Genomic DNA, 19,132 nt, shown 5'->3' on the forward strand with positions numbered 1-19,132 from the left:
TCCCCCCCAAAGTGAAATAGTGAACGCATTCGTTCACTGCGGGTCCACGGTAGGAGCCGCGCATTAGTGAACGCAAGCGTTCACTAATGCTGAAAATGTGTGCGTCGAACGCGCAAGCCGGTCGGAGGTGGGGGAGTTGGTGGATTCGCGCTGGTCGGCGGCGTCGCCGGGGCGCAGGCGGGGTCCGGAGCTGGAACGGGCGATTCTCGACGCCGCGTTGGAGCAGCTGAGCACGGTCGGCTGGAACGCGCTCACCATGGAGGGGGTCGCGTCCGCCGCGCACACCGGCAAGGCCGCGCTCTACCGCCGCTGGCCCTCGAAGGCGGACCTGGTGGCCGATGCGCTGCGCAGTGGCCTGCCGCGGATCGGTGACATTCCCGACTGTGGTTCGATCCGAGAGGACCTCTACCTGCTGTGTGTCGGCACGCGGGACGTCATGCACTCGCGTGCCGGGCAGGCTCTGCGGTCAGTGCTTCACGAATGCGATCACATGCACGCCGATCAGTTTCGCGGAGTCATCTGGTCCGGTCTGCACGAGCCGGCTCAGCGCCTGATCAGGGAGCTTGTGAAGCGTGGAATCGGGCGGGGTGACGTGCGGCCGGACGCGACCGGTCCGTTTGTCGTGGATGTCATTCCGGCGATGCTCATGTACCGCGCCAAGGTGTGCGGAAGCGAATGGGAGGACGGGGACATCGCGGCGCTGATCGACGAGGTGATGGTGCCGCTGCTCAGGGTGTGAGACGGGGTGGGGGCGGCGCGGGGCGCGCGGAGCGGGGTTCACGCCCCCTCCCGGGCGGGTCGGACCGGGGCGGGGGTGTGCAGTCGGCTCGGGGCGGCGTAACCTTGCTGGCGCCATGCCGTACGAAGCACCCACCCACACCGTCGAACGCTCCCTCCGTGCAACCACCGGCGCCAAGGTCATCGCCGGGGTCGACGAAGTCGGACGAGGGGCCTGGGCCGGACCCGTCACCGTGTGTGCGGCGATCACCGGCCTGCGCCGGCCGCCTGCCGGGCTCACCGACTCCAAACTGCTCACCCCCAAGCGGCGCGACGCCCTGCTCGATGTGCTGGAGGGCTGGGTCACCGCATACGCGCTCGGGCACTCCTCACCCGAGGAGATCGACGACCTGGGGATGACGGCGGCCCTCCGGCTGGCGGCGGAGCGCGCGCTGGAGGCGCTGCCCGTGCGGCCCGACGCGGTGATACTCGACGGCAAGCACGACTATCTCGGCCCGCCCTGGCGGGTCCGTACGGTGATCAAGGGCGATCAGTCCTGCATCGCCGTCGCCGCGGCCTCGGTCATCGCCAAGGTCCGCCGCGACCGCATGATGGCCGAACTCGGGGAACAGGGCGGTGGGATCGAGGACTTCGCGTTCGCCGCCAACGCCGGGTACCCCTCGCCCGTCCACCGGGCGGCGCTGGAGGAGCTGGGGCCCACCCCCTACCACCGGCTCTCGTGGTCGTACCTCGACGCGCTGCCCCGGTGGCGCCATCTCAAGAAGGTGCGCCGCAGCGAGGAGTCGATGGAACTGGAAATCGGAGGCCAACTCGGCTTCGATTTCTGATCGCACGCATGTGCCACCGGCCGGTACGTTTCGTACCGGTGTTTGAAAGATGTCAACTCATGCCTCTCACCCCCGCCATCGAGGAGCCTCAGATTCACGAGAGTGCCCAGGGTCCCCGCGTCACGCCGGCCGCGAGCCGCACCGCGCAGACCCCCCGCCCTGTACCTGGTCCGCGTCCCGCCGCCGTCCCGCGGCCCGGCCGCCCCGGTCCCGCCAGGCCCGCACCGCCCGCGCAGCGTGCGCCGCAGGCCACCCACGGACCCGTTCCCGCAGCCCCTGCCACTGCACCCACCGCACCGTCCGTCTCCGCGGCGGTGCCGCAGATCCAGCTGATCCCGGCCTCCGCCGAGGGCGCGCTGGACGCGGCCGAAGAAGCCGTCGACCTGCTGCTCGACACCGGGCGCGCGCCCGGCGACATCCTGGTGCTCACCAGCGGCGACCCGCACCCGTGGGCCGCACACGAGCTGTCCTTCGGCGAGGCCGCGTACTGGGCCCTGCACGACGCCGGGGACGACGTCTTCTACGCGGACGCGGCGCAGGTCCAGCGCGCCGCCGGCCGTCCCGTCGTGGTCTTCGCGGCCAACGGCGGAGCGGTCGACACCATCGCGGACGCCCTGCCGGTCGCGCTCACCCGGGCGGGTGCGCTGCTGATCGTGTGCGGCGACCCGCAGCAGATCAACTCCGTGCTGGGTGCGGGCGTCTGACGCCCTGCACCCCGGCACGGGCGAGGGGCGGGGCGGGCCATCGGCCGGCCCCGCTGAAGCCCGCGCCGGGGGCCGAGCCGGATCCCGGGGCCTGATCCGCCGTACGCCCGATCCTGGGTGTACGGCCGTGAGGCATGCCCGCGTGCAGGACGACCGCGTGCTCGTACGGGTGACAGCCGCACGGACGGCAGCGGTACGGAGCACGGACGGCAGCGGTACGGAGCACGGACGGCAGCGGTACGGAGCACGGACGGCAGCGGCATGGACGCGGGCCGTACCCGAGGGACCCCGTGGGGTCAGCGCGCGGCGGTCCGTCTCAGGGCCTCGACCGCGCCGCCCCCGGTGTGCAGGGCCAGCGGAGAGAACTCGGCCACGGTGTCTCCCAGGCGCTGCGGCCGTGAGTCCGAGCTCGGGCGCCGGCCGCCACGGCCCTCGCCCAGCACCTGCCAACCCCCCTGGGTCAGCGTGATGTACGCGCCGCAGCGCAGACCGTGCAGGGTGCAGGCGTCCCGCAGCCCCCACATCCACGCCCCGTCCTCCTCGGTCCACCGCTCGTCGCCCTCGCGGCAGTAGAGCAGCACCGCCGTCCGGACCGGGGTCCGTCTGCGCAAGTCGTGCGGGAGGACCCGGCGCAGCCGGGACAGCAGGGCGTTGCGGTACTCCCAGCCGTCGGCCGAGGCCGACCGCTGCACGAAGGAGGCGCTCGCCACGAGCTGCTCCTCCGGGCCGAGGACGGCGATGACCGCGGTCGACGGCACGGGGCTGTGCCGGGAGTGCAGCCCGCTGACGACCTCGCGCGGATTGCGGAGCAGCGGAATGCCTGCCGCCGTCCACTCCGCGGGTTCCAGCAGCCTGCCGTGCCGGCTTGTGCCGCCGGCGGCTGCTGCCAGGGACGTGGTCGGGGGCGGCGCGAATCCGAAGGTCACGGTCCTCCCTTCGGGTACACGCCCGCGAACGGGCACGGTGGAGTCAGGGCGCGCCGCAGCGCGGCCCAGGAGGGTGCCGAGGAGCCGAGCGGGAGCACCCCAATTCTCGCGTGGCTTCTGAGCGTGCGGCAACGAGCAATTGACGCCGCCGACCGGAATTCGCCGGTATGCCGTTCATATCCTTGCCCCGCCAGGCCGAAGATGACGCATTCGGCTAGCCCTGAAGCGCCAGCACCAGCGGGAACACCTCCTTTGCGCCTGCCCGCCGCAGCAGCCGGGCGGCCACCGCGATGGTCCACCCGCTCTCCGTGCGGTCGTCGACGAGGAGCACCGGCCCCTCGGACCGTTCCAGCGCATCGGCCAGCGCCGGGGGCACGGTGAGGGCTTGGTGGAGCCCCCGGACCCGCTGAGCGCTGTTCGAGGACACCGATCCGAACTCCGGGGCCTGGTCCGTGTAGGCGAGCGCGCCGAGCAGCGGCATCCGTCCGATCTCCGCGATCCGCGCGGCCAGCGACCCGATGAGCTGCGGGTGGCTGCGCGAGGGCACGGCGACCACGCCCACCGGCCGGGCCGGCGCGTCCGGCGCTCCGGAGGCCCAGCCGCCGGGGCCCCGGGCCCAGTCCGCGAGCACCGCCACCACGGCCTGTGCGACGTCGTCCGGAATTGGCTGGTCCGGAGCTTGCGGAGCCAGCATCGGGCGCAGCCGGTTGCCCCATCCGATGTCGGACAGCCGGCCCAGCGCCCGGCCCGTAGAGGCCTGTTCCCCGGCGGGGATACGGCCCTTGAGGTCCACGCCGACCGCCGCGAGCCCGGTCGGCCACATCTTGCGCGGCTCCAGCTCCACGCCCGGGCGGCCGAGTTCGCCGCGCGCGGTGTCCAGCGCGGTGGTGGAGACCTCCGCGGTGAACCGGGCCCCGGCACAGTTGTCGCAGCGGCCGCAGGGCGCCGCTTCCTCGTCGTCGAGCTGGCGGCGCAGGAACTCCATCCGGCATCCGGTGGCCGCGGCGTAGTCGCGCATGGCCTGCTGTTCCGCGGCCCGCTGACGGGCGACCCACGCATAGCGCTCGGCGTCGTAGGCCCAGGGCTCGCCCGTCGAGGTCCAGCCGCCCTTGACGCGGTGCACGGCGCCGTCGACGTCGAGCACCTTGAGCATGGTCTCGAGCCGGGTGCGCCGCAGATCGACCAGGGGCTCCAGGGCGGGCAGCGACAGCGGCCGGCCGGCCTGGGCCAGGACGTCGAGCGTGCGGCGCACCTGCTCTTCCGGCGGGAAGGCCACCGAGGCGAAGTACTGCCAGATCGCCTCGTCCTCCCGGCCGGGGAGCAGCAGGACCTCCGCGTGTTCCACGCCACGGCCCGCGCGGCCGACCTGCTGGTAGTAGGCGATGGGGGAGGAGGGCGAGCCGAGGTGCACCACGAAGCCGAGGTCGGGCTTGTCGAAGCCCATCCCGAGGGCGGAGGTGGCCACGAGCGCCTTGACCCGGTTCGCCTGGAGGTCGTCCTCGGCCTGTTGGCGGTCGGCGTTCTCGGTCTTGCCCGTGTACGAGGCGACCGTGTGCCCCCGGTGGCGCAGGTAGGCGGTGACCTCCTCGGCAGCCGCCACGGTCAGCGTGTAGATGATCCCGGATCCGGGCAGCTCCCCCAGGTGGTCGGCGAGCCAGGCCAGCCGGTGCGCCGCGTCGGGCAGCGTCAGCACCGCCAGGCTCAGGCTCTCGCGGTCCAGCGGGCCGCGCAGCACCAGGGCGTCCGTACCGGCCCCGGTACCGAGCTGCTCGGCGACGTCGGCGGTCACGCGGGCATTGGCCGTGGCGGTCGTGGCGAGCACCGGAACACCCGGCGGCAGGTCGGCCAGCATGGTGCGCAGCCGGCGGTAGTCAGGGCGGAAGTCGTGACCCCAGTCGGAGATGCAGTGCGCCTCGTCGACCACGAGCAGGCCTGTGGCGGCGGAGAGCTTGGGGAGCACCTGGTCGCGGAAGTCGGGGTTGTTGAGCCGCTCCGGACTCACCAGCAGGACGTCGACCTCACCCGCCGCCACCTCGGCCTGGATGCCCTCCCACTCCTCGGGGTTGGCGGAGTTGATGGTGCGGGCGCGGATCCCCGCCCGGGCCGCGGCCTCGACCTGATTGCGCATCAGCGCGAGGAGCGGGGAGACGATCACGGTGGGGCCGGCGCCGCTCGCCCGCAGCAGCGAGGTGGCGACGAAGTACACCGCGGACTTGCCCCAGCCGGTGCGCTGGACCACCAGGGCCCGCCGCTTGTGCGCCACGAGGGCCTCGATCGCCCGCCACTGGTCCTCGCGCAGCTTGGCGGCGCCCGTGGGGTCGCCCACGAGACGGGCCAGTACGGAGTCGGCCGAGCACCTCAGGTCTGCGTTCATACCCCCTATGCAACCTGATGCCTCTGACATCGCGCCAATGCTGCTCCGGGGCTGTGGACGGCGACTCCGGGAGTTATCCACAGGGCTTTCGGGATCGGATCATGCGCGGGACCTTCATGGCATGACGAACAACCACGCATCACGCACCCCGTCCGGCCGGCCCTCCATCAGCCCGGCCGGAGCCACCACCGGACCCCAGATCACCCTGCGGAGCCCGGCCGAACTGGCCGACGCGCTGCCCTACATGCTCGGCTTCCACCCCACCGACTCCCTTGTCATGGTCGCCGTGCACGGCGAGGGCGGGCGCTTCGGCGGCCGGCTCCGCGTCGGTATCCCCAGCTCGCCCGCGGAATGGGAGGACACCGCCCGACAGGTCGCCGAATGCCTGATCAGGGGCAGCGAACGCCGCGCCGGCAAGCCCGACGGCATCGTCGTCTACCTCTGCCAGGAGCCGAGCGGGGAGGAGAGCGGCCGGCGGGTGATGGCCCGGCTGCGGCCGCTCGCCCAGGGGATCCGGCTGGCCTGCGGCGCCCTGGAGGTGCCCGTCTTGGAAGCCCTGTGCCTCTCCGCGGGCCGGTTCTGGTCCTACGTATGTCCCGACGAGCGGTGCTGCCCGGCCGAGGGCAGCCGGCTGGCCGCCGTCGGCACCTCGGTGCTGGCGGCGACGGCCACCTTCGCCGGACTCCAGGTCAGGGGCTCGCTCAAGGAGATCGAGGGCAGGATGGCACCGCTGCGCGGGGCCGTGGCCGACGAGGCGGAACGGGCCCTGGACCAAGCCGCCACCGCCCTGATGCCCAGGATCCTCGACGGGGCCACCCGCGAGGACGTCGGCGCCGAGACCATCGCCCTGGCGCGGACCCTGATGCGGCGCCTGACGCTGGCCCCGCCCGCCGAAGGCGGCGCCGACGCCGACGACTGGGACGACGCGCTGCTCGGCCACGACGAGGCCGCCTCACTGATCCTGGGCCTCCAGGACCGCGAGACCCGGGACATCGCGGCGGAATGGATGGAGGGCGAGGACGCCGCCCCGGCACTGCGGCTGTGGCGGGCCCTGGCCCGGCGGTGCGTCGGGGCCTACTGCGAGCACGCCGCGGCCCCGCTCACCCTCGCCGGCTGGGTCTCGTGGTCCACGGGGGACGAGCCGACCGCCCGGATCGCCTTCGGTCTGGCCCTGCGGGCGGACGCCGAGTACCGCTTCGCCCAGCTGCTCCACCACGCGTGCAACGAGGGGATCGACCCCGAGGGGCTGCGGCAGTGCCTGCGGGAGGAGCGCCGTCGACGGGAACCCCGGCGAGCGCGCTCCTCGGCCGGCACCCGTCCTCCCGGCCGCAAGGGCCGCACGGCCCCCCGCCGCGGATCCCGCCGGACCGCGCGGAGCGAACAGTGAGCGCGCACCGGTCCACGGCGTCCGGCGGTCCGGTGCGACCGCTCCGGGCCGCCGCGGGCCTGCCCCGACGGCGCGGACTCCACCCCGGGCACGCCCGGACGGCGCCCGCGCCCGTGACCCGGGCGGGGGTGGGGACGTTCAGCTGGGGGGTGGTGGGGGTCCGGCCGCGCCGCCGCCCAGCTGAACCGACCGGAGCGCAGACAAGGCGACACATGTCTCACCCCGCACCTCCTCGCCCAGCCGGCGTGCCCGCCGCCCGCAGGCCCGAACTGCCGCCCGTGCACGGCGCCGTCATCTGCGTCGCCGCGCCCTGTCTGGTCATCTCCCCGGAGCACGGCCAGCTGACCGGGCAGGGGATCGACGGGATCTACCGGTCCGGGCGCCGCCTGCTCTCCCGCTGCTTGCTGCGTGTCGGCGGCCGGGACCCGGTCGCCGTGCAGGGGCGCGGCCTCGCTGCCGACCGGGCCGTCTTCACCGCGACCGTACGCACCGGCGCAGAGCCCGGCCCCGACCCCGACGTCGGTGTGGAGCGGGTCCGGCACGCCGACGGCACCGAACGGATCACCCTGCGCAGTTTCACGGCCCGGCCGGTACGCCTGCCCGTGGAGGTGCTCCTCGGCACCGACCTGGCGGAGCTGGCCGCCGTGGCCGCCGGCCGGGCCGGGCCGGAGCTGCCCGCCGGGGTGCACGCCGCCGGGCTGCGCTGGAGCGCCGGCGAGGCTCAGGCGGTGACCGCCGCCGACCCGCCGCCGGACGACGTGCTGGCTTCGGCGGGCCTGCTGCGCTGGCAGCTCGAACTGGATCCCGGCGCATCCCGCACCATCGAGCTGCGGACCACGCAGCACCGGGTGGAGCGAGCCCCCGCCGGGCAGGTGGCGAATCCGCTGGCCGACGCCCGGGCCGAAGGGGACGATCCGAGGGCCGAGGTGTGGTTCCGGAGCAGTGTCGCGGACCTGGGGGCGCTGCTCCTGCGGGACCCCGAGGAGCCGGGCGACGCCTTCGCCGCGGCGGGGGCGCCCTGGCGGCTGGGCCTGGCCCCGGCGGAATCGCTGTGGGCGGCGCGGATGGCGCTGCCGATCGGGACCGGTCTCGCCGCGGCCACCCTGCGCACCCTCGCCCGGACCCAGACCGAGGAGCGGGGACCCGGGCTGGGGAAGATCCCGGGCCCGCTGCGCGGCGCGGGCGCGCAGCTCCCGCCGGGGTGCACCGGAACCGAGGCGACCCTGGCCTTTCCCGCGGTGCTGGCCGAGGCCAGGCTCTGGGGCCTGCCCGAAGAAGAGGTGGCACGGCTGCTCCCGGCCGCCGAGCGGTGCCTGGACTGGCTGCGCGGCGCGCTCGGGGAGGACGGCTTCCTGGCCGATCCCGACCCGGGTCCGCGGCGTTGCGAGACCCAGGCCCATGCCCATCGGGCCGCCGTGCTCGGGGCTGATCTGCTCGCCGCGTGCGGACGGCCCGGGGCCGAGGAGTGGAGGGAGTGGGCGGCCCGCCTGCGGGAGCGGTTCCGGGCGGGGTTCTGGATCGACGGCCCGGACGGCGGCCGGCCCGCCTCGGCTCTGCACCCCGACGGGAGACCGCTGCCACGTTTGACGGGGGCCGCGGCCCACCTGCTCGACACCGGCCTGCTCAGCGGCGGCCGGCTCGCACCGGGGCTTTTGGACCGCACCCGGGCCGAGCAGCTGGCCCGGCTGCTCGGAGCCCCCGCCATGGATTCCGGATGGGGGCTGCGGAGCATGGCCGTCAAGGAGCCCGGGCACAATCCGTTCGGTCACCGCTCGGGCGCCGTGCGGGCCTACGAGAGCGCGGTGGCCGTGGCGGGCCTGGCCCAGGCCGGCTTCGAGAAGGAGGCCGCGGGCCTGCTCCGCGGCCTGCTCGACGCGGCGGAGGCCTTCGGATACCGGCTGCCGGAGATGTTCGCGGCCGAGCAGCGCACCGCGGGCAGCGCTCCGGTTCCGCACCCGGCGGCCTGCAGGCCGGCCGCCGTGGCCGCGGCGGCCGGGATCCACGCGCTGACCGCCCTCGCGGGAATCCGCCCCGACGCCCCTGCCGGGACGGTTGCCCTCGTGCCCCTGCCCGGAGCCCCCCTGGGCGGGCTCAGACTCTCGGGGCTGCGGGTGGCGGGGGAGCCCTTCGCGGTACGGATCAGCCGGCTCGGCCTCGGCATGGTGGAGGAGGCGGCCGATGTGCTCCAGTTGGGCGGATGAGCACGCGCACCCCGTTCAGGACGGACCGGTCCGCGCGATCGACGGTCCCCGCCTTCGGGGAGCTGCCTTCAAGGTCACCAAAGCGCTGTTTATCGTCAGGCAGACGACTATGATCGCGGCATGTCGCCCTACGACCCGTCGGCCTATCCGCCCTTCGCCGTCACCGTCGACCTGGTCGTGCTCACCGTGCGGCGCCACGCGCTCTGCGCGCTGGTCGTCCGGCGAGGTGAGCAGCCGTTCCAGGGGCGCTGGGCGCTGCCCGGAGGATTCGTCCGTGAGGACGAGGACCTGGCGGGGGCCGCCGCCAGGGAGCTCTCCGAGGAGACCGGCTTGTGCGCGCACGACCCCGCCCTGCCCGGCGCGGGCAACGGGGCGCACCTCGAGCAGCTGGCCACCTACGGCGATCCGAAGCGGGATCCGCGGATGCGCGTCGTCAGCGTGGCGCACCTGGTGCTGGCTCCGGACCTGCCTGCGCCCCGGGCCGGCGGTGACGCCAACAGCGCGCGCTGGGCCCCCGTCGACGAGGTCCTGGCCGACACCGAGGAGACCGCTGCCGGCCTCGCATTCGACCATGCCCAGATCCTCGCCGACGGTGTCGAGCGGGCCCGCTCGAAGATCGAGTACTCCTCGCTGGCCACTGCCTTCTGCCCGCCTGAGTTCACCGTGGGCGAGCTGCGCCGGGTCTACGAGGCGGTCTGGGGCGTTTCCCTCGACCCGCGCAACTTCCACCGCAAGGTCACTGGCACTCCCGGATTCCTGGTGCCGGCCGGAGGCACGACGACCCGTCAGGGCGGGCGTCCGGCCCAGCTGTTCCGGGCGGGCGGAGCCACCCTCCTCAACCCGCCGATGCTGCGTCCGGAAGTCTGACTCCGCCGGCGCCGCAACGGGCGCGGCCCGCGGCCGCGGGACCGCCGTGCCCTATCCGAAGGCCGGGCGGGCAGCACGTCCGGCACCGGGTCGGGGTCCGGGCCCGCCGCCCGTGCCGGTCCCGGCGGCAGGATCGGCATCCCATCGGACCGGTTGCGCTGAATATCGGACATATCGCGTTATCTTGCTTGGGGTACCCACCCTGCCGCTGAGCGGTCTCACCCCCCGCGAGAGAAGCGATGCTCCAGGCCATCGGACTCACCAGCAAGCCCCGCCCCGACGCTCCGCCCCTCGTGGACGACCTCACCTTCGAGGCCCGCCCGGGGCATGTGACCGCCCTGCTCGGTGAGCCGGGATCGGGCAAGACCACCGCACTGCGGCTCATGCTCGAACTCGAACCGGGCCGCGGCGTCACCTACTTCCGCGGCCGTGCGCTGCACCGGATCCCGCACCCCGGCCGTGAGGTCGGCGTGCTCCTCGGCGACGTTCCCGGCAACCCCGCGCGGACCGTCCGCAACCAGCTGCGGATGCTCTGCGCCGCGGCCGGGGTGCCGGCCTCCCGGGCCGACACCATGCTGGAGGTCGTCGGCATCGCGGGACTGCGGGACCAGCGCCTCGGCACGCTGTCGCTCGGCATGGAGCGCCGCGTCGCACTGGCCTCGGCGCTGCTCGCGGATCCGTGCACCCTGCTCCTCGACGAGCCCGCGGCCGGCCTCTCCCCCCGCGAGCGCGGCTGGCTGCACGGGCTGCTGCGCGGCCATGCCTCCCTCGGCGGCGCGGTGCTCTTCACCACCGACGACGCCAAGGAGGCCGCCCGCAGCGCCGACCGCGTCGTCAGCATCGATGGGGGCCGGCTCGTCGCCGACCAGGACGCGGCCGACTTCGCCCGGACCAGACTGCGGCCGCGGGTCGCCGTGCGCACCCCGCACGCGGCCCGGCTGGCCGACGTACTGGGCAGGGAGGCCCGGGCCGCCCGGCGCTCCGTGGAGATCGTCGCCGAGAGCGGCAGCCGCCTGTCGGTGTACGGCAGCAACTGCGCCGAGGTCGGCGAGGCGGCGTTCCGGCACGGCGTGCTGGTCCACCAGCTCGCCGACGAGACGGGCGACGCAGGTGCGCCGACGGCGCCGGTTCCGGCCGCGCGCACCGCGGCCGCAACCCCGCCGGAGTCCGGCGCGCCCCGTACCGAGGACGTCTCCGAGGCCTCCGGCGACCCCCACCGGCAGATCCGGTCCGGGCGCCCGGCCTCGGCCGTACGCCGCCTGAGCGGCCCGCTGCGCCCCCTGCGCTACGAGATGCTCCGGGTCTTCGGGACCGCCACCCCCGTCCTCACCGCCACTCTCGTCGTCGCCGTCTCCGTCCTCACCGCCCTGGTGCTGGCGCGGGCCGGGCAGACCCCGCAGAACCGGCTGCTCGCCGCCTGGCCCGAACTGCTGCCTCTGCCGCCCGCCGCGCTCGGTGCGGGCCTGCTCGGCGCGCTCGCCTTCGGCGAGGAGTACCGCTACCCCGCGCTCGCCGCAGACCGGGGCACCGTGCCCCGCCGGATGGGTCTGCTCACCGCCAAGCTGGGCAGTTGCGCAGCCCTCGCGCTGCTGGTGGGCGCCCTGACGGTGGCCGCGGACGCCGCAGCCCTCGCGCTGGTCTTCGACAGCGGTCCGCTGCGCACCCCGGTGGAGTGGCTCTCCCCGGCCGTGAGTTGGGCCGGGCTGCTCATCGGCTGCGCCTGGGCCGGTGTCCTGGCCTCGGGCGTCTTCCGGTCCGCCACCGCGGGACTGGCCGCGGTGCTCGCCGTACCGGTGGTGGTGGTTCCGCTGGTGCGCAAGGCGCTGGAGGGCTCCTCCGCGTACCCGTCGACCGGGCTCGGGTCCCGCCTGCGCGGCCTGACCTGGGGGCAGTGGCCGCCGGAGGCCGACCGCCTGCTGGCCGGGGCGATCCGGGTGATGGCCCAACCCGTCGGCACCGCGCTGGTGTTGTCGCTGATGGTCCTGTTGTGCGCCTATGGGTTCACCGGACTGCGCAGCCGGGTCCGTTGGTGATCGTTCCGGACCGGGAGAAGTCGCGGACGGGACCGTTGCGGTCCGTGTCACGTCAAGCGGACCGCAACTCCCCGCAAAAGGTCTGGTTCTTTACGATAAGTCGTCAATTGCGTAGGTGGCACCGATCACCCTTTCGTGTGCTTTTCACCAAAGACCTCAAGGGTCATGGAGGCACGGCCGACAAAGGATTCGTGAGTACCCTTGCGCACACCATGATGACCGCCGCCCGCCATGCCGACTCCGGCCTCGCCGGCCCGGGCGAACTCGACCGCTACCCCTACGCGGAGACCCCCGGGTCCGACCGCGTCGGAGCACCCCACTGGGACGGTGCCGACGTCGAGTTGAGCCGCGTGGGCCGCCGAGCGGCAGGCAGCCGCGGACGCGGACTGCACGGCCAACTCGTCCAGCAGCTCGGACAGATGATCGTTTCCGGCGACCTCGGTGCGGACCGCCCGCTGGTCCCCGAGGAGATCGGCCAGCGTTTCGAGGTCTCCCGCACGGTCGTCCGCGAATCGCTGCGGGTCCTGGAGGCGAAGGGCCTCGTCAGCGCACGCCCCAACGTCGGCACCCGGGTCCGGCCCGTCGCCGACTGGAACCTGCTCGATCCCGACATCATCGAATGGCGCGCCTTCGGTCCGCAGCGCGACGACCAGCGCCGCGAGCTCGGTGAGCTCCGCTGGACCATCGAGCCGCTCGCCGCCCGCCTCGCCGCCGGCCACGGCCGGCCGGACATCCAGCAGCGCCTCGCGGACATGGTCGAGATCATGGGCCACGCCCTCGGTCAGGGCGACGCGATCACCTTCGCGCGCGCCGACAACGAATTCCACGGGCTCCTCATCCAGGTCGCCGGCAACCGCATGCTGGAGCACCTCTCCGGCATCGTCTCCGCCGCCCTCCAGGTCTCCGGCAGCCCGATCACGGCCTGCGACCGTCCGAGCGAGACCTGCGTCGCGCACCACGCACGGATGGTCGAAGCCCTTGCCGCGGGTGACGCGACGGCTGCCGAGAACGCCATGCGTCAGCTCCTGACGGTGCATCCGGAGGTCGAGCGCGTGGTTCCCGCCCCGCGCGAGCACTGACGGGCGGACGCGCGGGGGAGCGGGGGTGCAGAACGAGTCGCCGGGCCCGGTCGGGTCCGGCGACACCGGCGTGAGGCCCCCTTTCGTGGTGGTTCGGCATGCGCGACACACCGGCCACGACCACAGGAGCGGCACTCGTGAGTACGGGGTGTGACTCGGGCCACGAAGATTGGGCGTAACGCTCTGCGAGGTCACGCGATGACGTAAGAGGTGATGGCCGACGGAGGGAAGACAGCAGCCCTTGGGGGTGCTGTGCAGCTCCCCGGCCCCTGCCCGCGCCGCCGGCCCATCCCCGGTCGGTGGTCGTCGGCTCCGGTCCAGCACCACCAGGCCCGGGGTCGGAAGCCGTTCCCATCGTTCCGAGAGGTTGTTCGTGTCGGCCAGCACATCCCGTACGCTCCCGCCGGAGATCGCCGATTCCGAGTCTGTGATGGCGCTCATCGAGCGGGGCAAGGCCGAGGGGCAGATCGCCGGCGATGACGTGCGTCGGGCCTTCGAGGCTGACCAGATTCCTGCGACCCAGTGGAAGAATGTTCTGCGCAGCCTCAACCAGATCCTCGAGGAAGAGGGTGTGACGCTGATGGTCAGTGCCGCGGAGTCGCCCAAGCGCACCACCCGCAAGAGCGTCGCAGCCAAGAGTCCGGCCAAGCGGACGGCCACCGAGACCGTCAAGAAGACGGCGGCCAGGACGACGGCAGCGCAGCCCGCGGCCACCGCGGACCCGGCAGCGGGGCCGGCGGACCCGGAGCCCGTGGACGCGCTCGCGGGAGAGCCCGCGACGGAGCCCGCAGCCAAGAAGACGGCGGCGAAGAAGACGACGGCGAAGAAGGCCGCACCCGCCAAGAAGACCGCTGCCAAGAAGACGGCGGCGAAGAAGACCGCCTCCAAGAAGGACGCGGACGAGGCGGGCGAGGAAGAGACCCCGGACGAGGGTCCCGACGCCGCCAAGGCCGAGGCCGAGGAAGAGGAGGAGGGCGGGGAGAACAAGGGCTTCGTCATCTCGGACGACGAGGACGACGCCCCCGCCCAGCAGGTCGTGGTCGCCGGTGCCACCGCCGACCCGGTCAAGGACTACCTCAAGCAGATCGGCAAGGTCCCCCTCCTCAACGCCGAGCAGGAGGTGGAGCTCGCCAAGCGCATCGAGGCGGGCCTGTTCGCCGAGGACAAGCTGGCGAACTCCGACAAGCTGGCGCCCAAGCTCAAGCGCGAGCTGGAGATCATCGCCGAGGACGGCCGCCGCGCGAAGAACCACCTGCTGGAGGCCAACCTCCGTCTCGTGGTCTCCCTCGCCAAGCGCTACACGGGCCGCGGCATGCTCTTCCTGGACCTGATCCAGGAGGGGAACCTGGGTCTGATCCGCGCGGTCGAGAAGTTCGACTACACCAAGGGCTACAAGTTCTCCACCTATGCCACGTGGTGGATCCGGCAGGCGATCACGCGCGCCATGGCCGACCAGGCACGCACCATCCGTATCCCGGTGCACATGGTCGAGGTCATCAACAAGCTCGCCCGCGTCCAGCGCCAGATGCTCCAGGACCTGGGCCGCGAGCCCACCCCCGAGGAGCTGGCCAAGGAACTCGACATGACCCCCGAGAAGGTCATCGAGGTCCAGAAGTACGGCCGCGAGCCGATCTCCCTGCACACCCCCCTGGGTGAGGACGGCGACAGCGAGTTCGGCGACCTCATCGAGGACTCCGAGGCGGTCGTCCCGGCCGACGCGGTGAGCTTCACGCTGCTGCAGGAGCAGCTGCACTCGGTGCTCGACACCCTGAGCGAGCGCGAGGCCGGCGTGGTCTCGATGCGCTTCGGCCTCACGGACGGCCAGCCCAAGACCCTCGACGAGATCGGCAAGGTCTACGGGGTCACGCGTGAGCGGATCCGCCAGATCGAGTCGAAGACGATGTCGAAGCTCCGGCACCCGTCCCGCTCCCAGGTGCTGCGCGACTACCTGGACTGACCGGACGGCTTCCGGCGCCGCTGGAAGCCCGGAAAGCCGACAGGGACGAGGGGCGACGGTGGCCGCGCGGGTGCGCTCGGCCACCGGGCGACCCACTCTGGGTGGAGTCATGCACACTCGGAGTCAGGAGGCCTCATGCGTCGTCCCTTTGCCCGTGCTCTGGCGGGAGCGCTGACCCTGGCGGCGGGAGCGGCCGCGGCGCCGTTCGCCCAGGTGCCGCAAGCGGCCGCGGACAGTGTGGTGATCGGCGGGAAGCCGGTGAAGGTGGCCGACAGCCCCTGGGTCGTCGCCCTCGCCAGCCGTGACCGGTTCGGGGGTACGCGGGGCGGGCAGTTCTGCGGAGGCGTGGTCGTGTCCCCCACGAGGGTGCTGACGGCGGCGCACTGCCTGGGCAGCCAGGTGCTGGGCGGCCCGGTCGAATCCGTGGCGGACTTCCGGGTGATCGCCGGGCGCACGGAGCTCCGGGCGGCCGATGGCCGGGAGATCGCCGTACGCGGGGCGAGGGTGAACCCGGCCTACGATCCGGCGAGCAACGCCGGGGACCTCGCCGTCCTGGAGCTGGCCGAGGCCGTACCGGCCCACTACGTGCTGCCCATGGCGACGGCGGGGCATCCCGCCTACGCGGCCGGGACCGAGGCCGCCGTGTACGGCTGGGGCGACACGAGCGGCTTTGGTGACTACGCGTACGGACTGCGTGCCGCCGGGGTGACGGTGCTGGCGGACGAGGTCTGCGGGCGCGCCTACCCCGGGGACGCGGACGGGCAGTACCGCGCGGAGTCCATGGTGTGCGCGGGGGACGGCGGGGGCGGCAAGGACGCCTGCCAGGGCGACAGCGGCGGGCCGCTGGTGGCCCAGGGGCGGCTGATCGGCCTCGTTTCGTGGGGCCGGGGCTGCGGACGCGCGGACAGCCCGGGTGTCTACACGCGTGTCGCCCCACTGGTCGACTTCGCGCTGGCCCCGGAGACGGGCGCGCAGCCCGGGAAGGTCCAGGACGTCGGGTGGGGCGCCCCCAGCGCTTCTGGGCCGTACACAGGGCCCGTACAGGGGCATCGCACGCCTTAGCCGCAGGGCTCCGGATGTGAGGACGGGCGGCACCCCTGGGTCTCAGGGGTGCCGCCCGTCGACCGGCCTGGCCGGTCCTGGCTCGTCGGATGCGAGGTGCAGGCCTGTGTCAGCGGTCCTCGGGTTCGGCATGGGCAGCCGGAGCGGACGTGAGCCGCTCGGTCTCATCCTGTATTTCCGCGGCGATCTTCTTGAGTTCCGGCTCGAACTTGCGCCCGTGGTGGGCACAGAAGAGCAGCTCACCGCCGCTCAGCAGGACGACGCGCAGATATGCCTGGGCGCCGCAACGGTCGCATCGGTCAGCGGCCGTCAGCGGGGTCGCGGGTGTCAGAACAGTAGTCACGTCGCCTCTTCTCTAGCTCGACGAGCTGTCGTACCAGGGTCAACATCCAACCAGGCCGAAAACGTTCCCGCTCGCGGCTTTTCCTCGAAACTTCCTTCCGAAGCTGGCCGGCTGCTGCCGGTTGGCGGCGAAGGAGCCGTATTGCGTTGCTTTACGGTTTCGCGTTGTCAGTCGTGCGCTTGTTGCAGTTCCATCCTCCCCGGCGTGAGTGCCAGGTTGTTCATGAGGACGTGCCCGAACCCTAAATGGTTCATGCGCGGAAGGGAACGTGATGTTTCCTTCACCCGCGCGGGGGATCGAACACCCGTACGGATCTGGACTAGGCTGAGGAATGCGCGAGGGTGGCGTTGCATCGGCTCTACCTGGCCTCGGTACCCTTCGAGCGGCACCCGAGCCACCCCTGCGCCCGACCGGGCCAGAAAAGAAATTCAGCGAGGAGCGAACTGCGTGACCGCCGACACGTCCGTGCCTTCCAGCGCGCTGCTGTCCGGAGCAGACCGGGACGGTTCCAACTACACCGCGCGGCACCTGCTCGTCCTCGAAGGGCTGGAGGCCGTCCGCAAGCGCCCCGGCATGTACATCGGCTCCACCGACAGCCGGGGCCTCATGCACTGCCTGTGGGAGATCATCGACAACTCCGTCGACGAGGCCCTGGGCGGCTACTGCGACCACATCGAGGTGATCCTCCACGAGGACGCCTCCGTCGAGGTCCGGGACAACGGACGCGGCATCCCCGTGGACGTCGAGCCCAAGACCGGCCTGTCCGGCGTCGAGGTCGTCATGACCAAGCTGCACGCCGGCGGCAAGTTCGGCGGCGGCTCGTACGCGGCCTCCGGCGGCCTGCACGGCGTCGGCGCCTCCGTGGTCAACGCCCTCTCCGTCCGCCTCGACGTCGAGGTCGACCGCAACAGCGCGACCCACGCCATCAGCTTCCGCCGCGGCGTGCCGGGCATGTTCACCGAGCAGGGCCCCGAGAGCCCCTTCGACCCGGCCAACGGCCTCCGCAAGGCCAAGCGGGTCGCCAAGGGGAAGACCGGCACCCGGATCCGCTACTGGGCCGACCGCCAGATCTTCCTCAAGGACGCCCGGCTCAACCTGGAGACGCTCTACCAGCGCGCCCGCCAGACCGCCTTCCTCGTCCCCGGCCTGACCCTGGTCGTCCGCGACGAGCGCGGCATCGACGGGGCCGGCAAGACCGAGGAGACCTTCCGCTTCGACGGCGGCATCAGCGAATTCTGCGAATACCTCGCCCAGGACAAGGCCGCCTGCGACGTCCTGCGCCTGACCGGCACGGGGACGTTCAAGGAGACCGTCCCGGTCCTCGACGACCGCGGCCACATGACGCCCACCGAGGTCACCCGCGAGCTCGGCGTGGACATCGCGCTGCGCTGGGGCACGGGGTACGAGACCAACGTCAAGTCCTTCGTGAACATCATCGCCACCCCCAAGGGCGGCACCCACGTCTCCGGCTTCGAGCGCTCGGTCGCCAAGACCGTCAACGAGGTGCTGCGCTCGGCCAAGCTGCTGCGCGTCGCCGAGGACGACGTGGTCAAGGACGACGCCATGGAGGGCATGACGGCCGTCGTCACCGTCCGGCTGGCCGAGCCGCAGTTCGAGGGCCAGACCAAGGAGGTGCTCGGCACCTCCGCGGCCACCCGGATCGTCTCCGCCGTGGTCGCCAAGGAGCTCAAGGCCTTCCTGACGTCCACCAAGCGCGACGACAAGCAGCAGGCCCGCGCAGTGATGGAGAAGATCGTCGCGGCGGCCCGGACCCGGATCGCGGCCCGCCAGCACAAGGAGGCGCAGCGCCGCAAGACCGCGCTGGAGACCTCCTCGCTCCCCGCCAAGCTGGCCGACTGCCGCAGCGACGACGTGGACCGCAGCGAGCTCTTCATCGTCGAGGGCGACTCCGCGCTCGGCACGGCGAAGCTCGCCCGGAACTCGGAGTTCCAGGCGCTCCTGCCCATCCGCGGCAAGATCCTCAACGTCCAGAAGTCCTCCGTCTCGGACATGCTCAAGAACGCCGAGTGCGGGGCGATCATCCAGGTCATAGGAGCCGGCTCGGGCCGGACCTTCGACATCGACGCGGCCCGGTACGGCAAGATCGTGCTGCTCGTGGACGCCGACGTCGACGGTGCGCACATCCGCTGCCTGCTGCTCACGCTCTTCCAGCGGTACATGCGGCCGATGGTCGAGGCCGGCCGGGTCTTCGCGGCGGTGCCGCCGCTGCACCGGATCGAGCTGGTCCAGCCGAAGAAGGGCCAGGACAAGTACGTCTACACGTACTCGGACAACGAGCTGCGCCAGACCCTGCTGGAGTACCAGCGCAAGAACATCCGCTACAAGGACTCGATCCAGCGCTACAAGGGCCTCGGCGAGATGGACGCGGACCAGCTGGCGGAGACCACCATGGACCCGCGCTTCCGCACCCTGCGCCGGATCAACATCGGCGACCTGGACTCCGCCGAGCAGGTCTTCGACCTGCTCATGGGCAATGAGGTGGCCCCCCGCAAGGAGTTCATCACGAGCTCCGCGGCGACCCTGGACCGCTCGCGCATCGACGCCTGATCCGGGTGCCGCCGGAGCCCGGCGGCACCCGTCACCGAAGGGGCCACGGCATACCGGCGCTCTTCA

General features: G+C 72.7%; 14 protein-coding genes. 11 read left to right on the forward strand and 3 right to left on the reverse strand.

Annotated features, from left to right (window positions below; translation table 11 throughout):
• Nucleotides 1-136: 136 nt before the first annotated feature.
• The 3 genes from DEJ51_RS25055 to DEJ51_RS25065 all read left to right on the forward strand — a co-directional run bounded on the left by DEJ51_RS25055 (nt 137) and on the right by DEJ51_RS25065 (nt 2,269).
• Nucleotides 137-739, forward strand: a complete 603-nt coding sequence (locus DEJ51_RS25055; RefSeq protein WP_150262133.1) for a TetR/AcrR family transcriptional regulator — start codon at nt 137-139, stop codon at nt 737-739.
• A 115-nt stretch (nt 740-854) separates the two neighbouring features.
• Nucleotides 855-1,565, forward strand: a complete 711-nt coding sequence (locus DEJ51_RS25060) for a ribonuclease HII (protein WP_150259870.1) — start codon at nt 855-857, stop codon at nt 1,563-1,565.
• Between the two features lie 59 nt (nt 1,566-1,624).
• A complete protein-coding gene (locus DEJ51_RS25065) occupies nt 1,625-2,269 on the forward strand; it encodes a hypothetical protein (protein WP_150259871.1) in 645 nt (214 codons plus the stop codon).
• Between the two features lie 296 nt (nt 2,270-2,565).
• Here DEJ51_RS25065 and DEJ51_RS25070 read toward each other — a convergent pair whose 3' ends face one another.
• Both DEJ51_RS25070 and DEJ51_RS25075 read right to left on the reverse strand, forming a co-directional pair.
• Nucleotides 2,566-3,195, reverse strand: coding sequence for a hypothetical protein (locus DEJ51_RS25070; RefSeq protein WP_150259872.1), 630 nt, complete (start codon nt 3,193-3,195; stop codon nt 2,566-2,568).
• Between the two features lie 214 nt (nt 3,196-3,409).
• On the reverse strand, nt 3,410-5,569 hold the full coding sequence (locus DEJ51_RS25075) for a RecQ family ATP-dependent DNA helicase (RefSeq protein WP_150259873.1): 2,160 nt from the start codon (nt 5,567-5,569) through the stop codon (nt 3,410-3,412).
• Between the two features lie 121 nt (nt 5,570-5,690).
• Between DEJ51_RS25075 and DEJ51_RS25080 the strand changes: the two genes are divergently transcribed.
• The 7 genes from DEJ51_RS25080 to DEJ51_RS25110 all read left to right on the forward strand — a co-directional run bounded on the left by DEJ51_RS25080 (nt 5,691) and on the right by DEJ51_RS25110 (nt 16,155).
• Complete coding sequence (locus tag DEJ51_RS25080) at nt 5,691-6,956, forward strand: DUF4192 domain-containing protein (protein WP_150259874.1); 1,266 nt, start codon at nt 5,691-5,693, stop codon at nt 6,954-6,956.
• Between the two features lie 212 nt (nt 6,957-7,168).
• A complete protein-coding gene (locus DEJ51_RS25085; protein WP_150259875.1) occupies nt 7,169-9,157 on the forward strand; it encodes a glycogen debranching N-terminal domain-containing protein in 1,989 nt (662 codons plus the stop codon).
• Nucleotides 9,158-9,277: 120 nt separating this feature from the next.
• Nucleotides 9,278-10,024 carry an NUDIX hydrolase gene (locus DEJ51_RS25090; protein WP_150259876.1) on the forward strand — a complete coding sequence of 249 codons (747 nt, stop codon included), beginning with the start codon at nt 9,278-9,280 and terminating at the stop codon, nt 10,022-10,024.
• Between the two features lie 239 nt (nt 10,025-10,263).
• On the forward strand, nt 10,264-12,057 hold the full coding sequence (locus DEJ51_RS25095) for an ABC transporter ATP-binding protein (protein WP_150259877.1): 1,794 nt from the start codon (nt 10,264-10,266) through the stop codon (nt 12,055-12,057).
• A 191-nt stretch (nt 12,058-12,248) separates the two neighbouring features.
• Nucleotides 12,249-13,136, forward strand: coding sequence for a FadR/GntR family transcriptional regulator (locus tag DEJ51_RS25100; RefSeq protein WP_150259878.1), 888 nt, complete (start codon nt 12,249-12,251; stop codon nt 13,134-13,136).
• Nucleotides 13,137-13,509: 373 nt separating this feature from the next.
• The gene (locus DEJ51_RS25105) at nt 13,510-15,093 is read left to right on the forward strand and encodes an RNA polymerase sigma factor (protein ID WP_150259879.1); all 1,584 of its coding nucleotides are present in this window, start codon (nt 13,510-13,512) and stop codon (nt 15,091-15,093) included.
• Between the two features lie 135 nt (nt 15,094-15,228).
• Nucleotides 15,229-16,155 carry a serine protease gene (locus tag DEJ51_RS25110; RefSeq protein WP_150259880.1) on the forward strand — a complete coding sequence of 309 codons (927 nt, stop codon included), beginning with the start codon at nt 15,229-15,231 and terminating at the stop codon, nt 16,153-16,155.
• A gap of 109 nt (nt 16,156-16,264) precedes the next feature.
• Here the strand turns inward: DEJ51_RS25110 and DEJ51_RS25115 are convergent, their stop codons facing one another.
• Complete coding sequence (locus DEJ51_RS25115) at nt 16,265-16,498, reverse strand: hypothetical protein (RefSeq protein ID WP_030028922.1); 234 nt, start codon at nt 16,496-16,498, stop codon at nt 16,265-16,267.
• Between the two features lie 447 nt (nt 16,499-16,945).
• Between DEJ51_RS25115 and DEJ51_RS25120 the strand changes: the two genes are divergently transcribed.
• A complete protein-coding gene (locus DEJ51_RS25120) occupies nt 16,946-19,066 on the forward strand; it encodes a type IIA DNA topoisomerase subunit B (RefSeq protein ID WP_150259881.1) in 2,121 nt (706 codons plus the stop codon).
• Nucleotides 19,067-19,132 lie beyond the last annotated feature (66 nt).

This window comes from Streptomyces venezuelae, assembly GCF_008642275.1.
Classification (GTDB): Bacteria; Actinomycetota; Actinomycetes; order Streptomycetales; family Streptomycetaceae; genus Streptomyces; species Streptomyces venezuelae_E.

Bases quoted from the DNA above. Each gene is read 5' to 3' on its own strand.
- DEJ51_RS25060 (WP_150259870.1), top strand. From the start codon at position 855: ATGCCGTACGAAGCACCCACCCACACCGTCGAACGCTCCCTCCGTGCA.
- DEJ51_RS25075 (WP_150259873.1), bottom strand. From the start codon at position 5,569: ATGAACGCAGACCTGAGGTGCTCGGCCGACTCCGTACTGGCCCGTCTC.
- DEJ51_RS25065 (WP_150259871.1), top strand. From the start codon at position 1,625: ATGCCTCTCACCCCCGCCATCGAGGAGCCTCAGATTCACGAGAGTGCC.
- DEJ51_RS25110 (WP_150259880.1), top strand. From the start codon at position 15,229: ATGCGTCGTCCCTTTGCCCGTGCTCTGGCGGGAGCGCTGACCCTGGCG.
- DEJ51_RS25085 (WP_150259875.1), top strand. From the start codon at position 7,169: ATGTCTCACCCCGCACCTCCTCGCCCAGCCGGCGTGCCCGCCGCCCGC.
- DEJ51_RS25095 (WP_150259877.1), top strand. From the start codon at position 10,264: ATGCTCCAGGCCATCGGACTCACCAGCAAGCCCCGCCCCGACGCTCCG.
- DEJ51_RS25080 (WP_150259874.1), top strand. From the start codon at position 5,691: ATGACGAACAACCACGCATCACGCACCCCGTCCGGCCGGCCCTCCATC.
- DEJ51_RS25090 (WP_150259876.1), top strand. From the start codon at position 9,278: ATGTCGCCCTACGACCCGTCGGCCTATCCGCCCTTCGCCGTCACCGTC.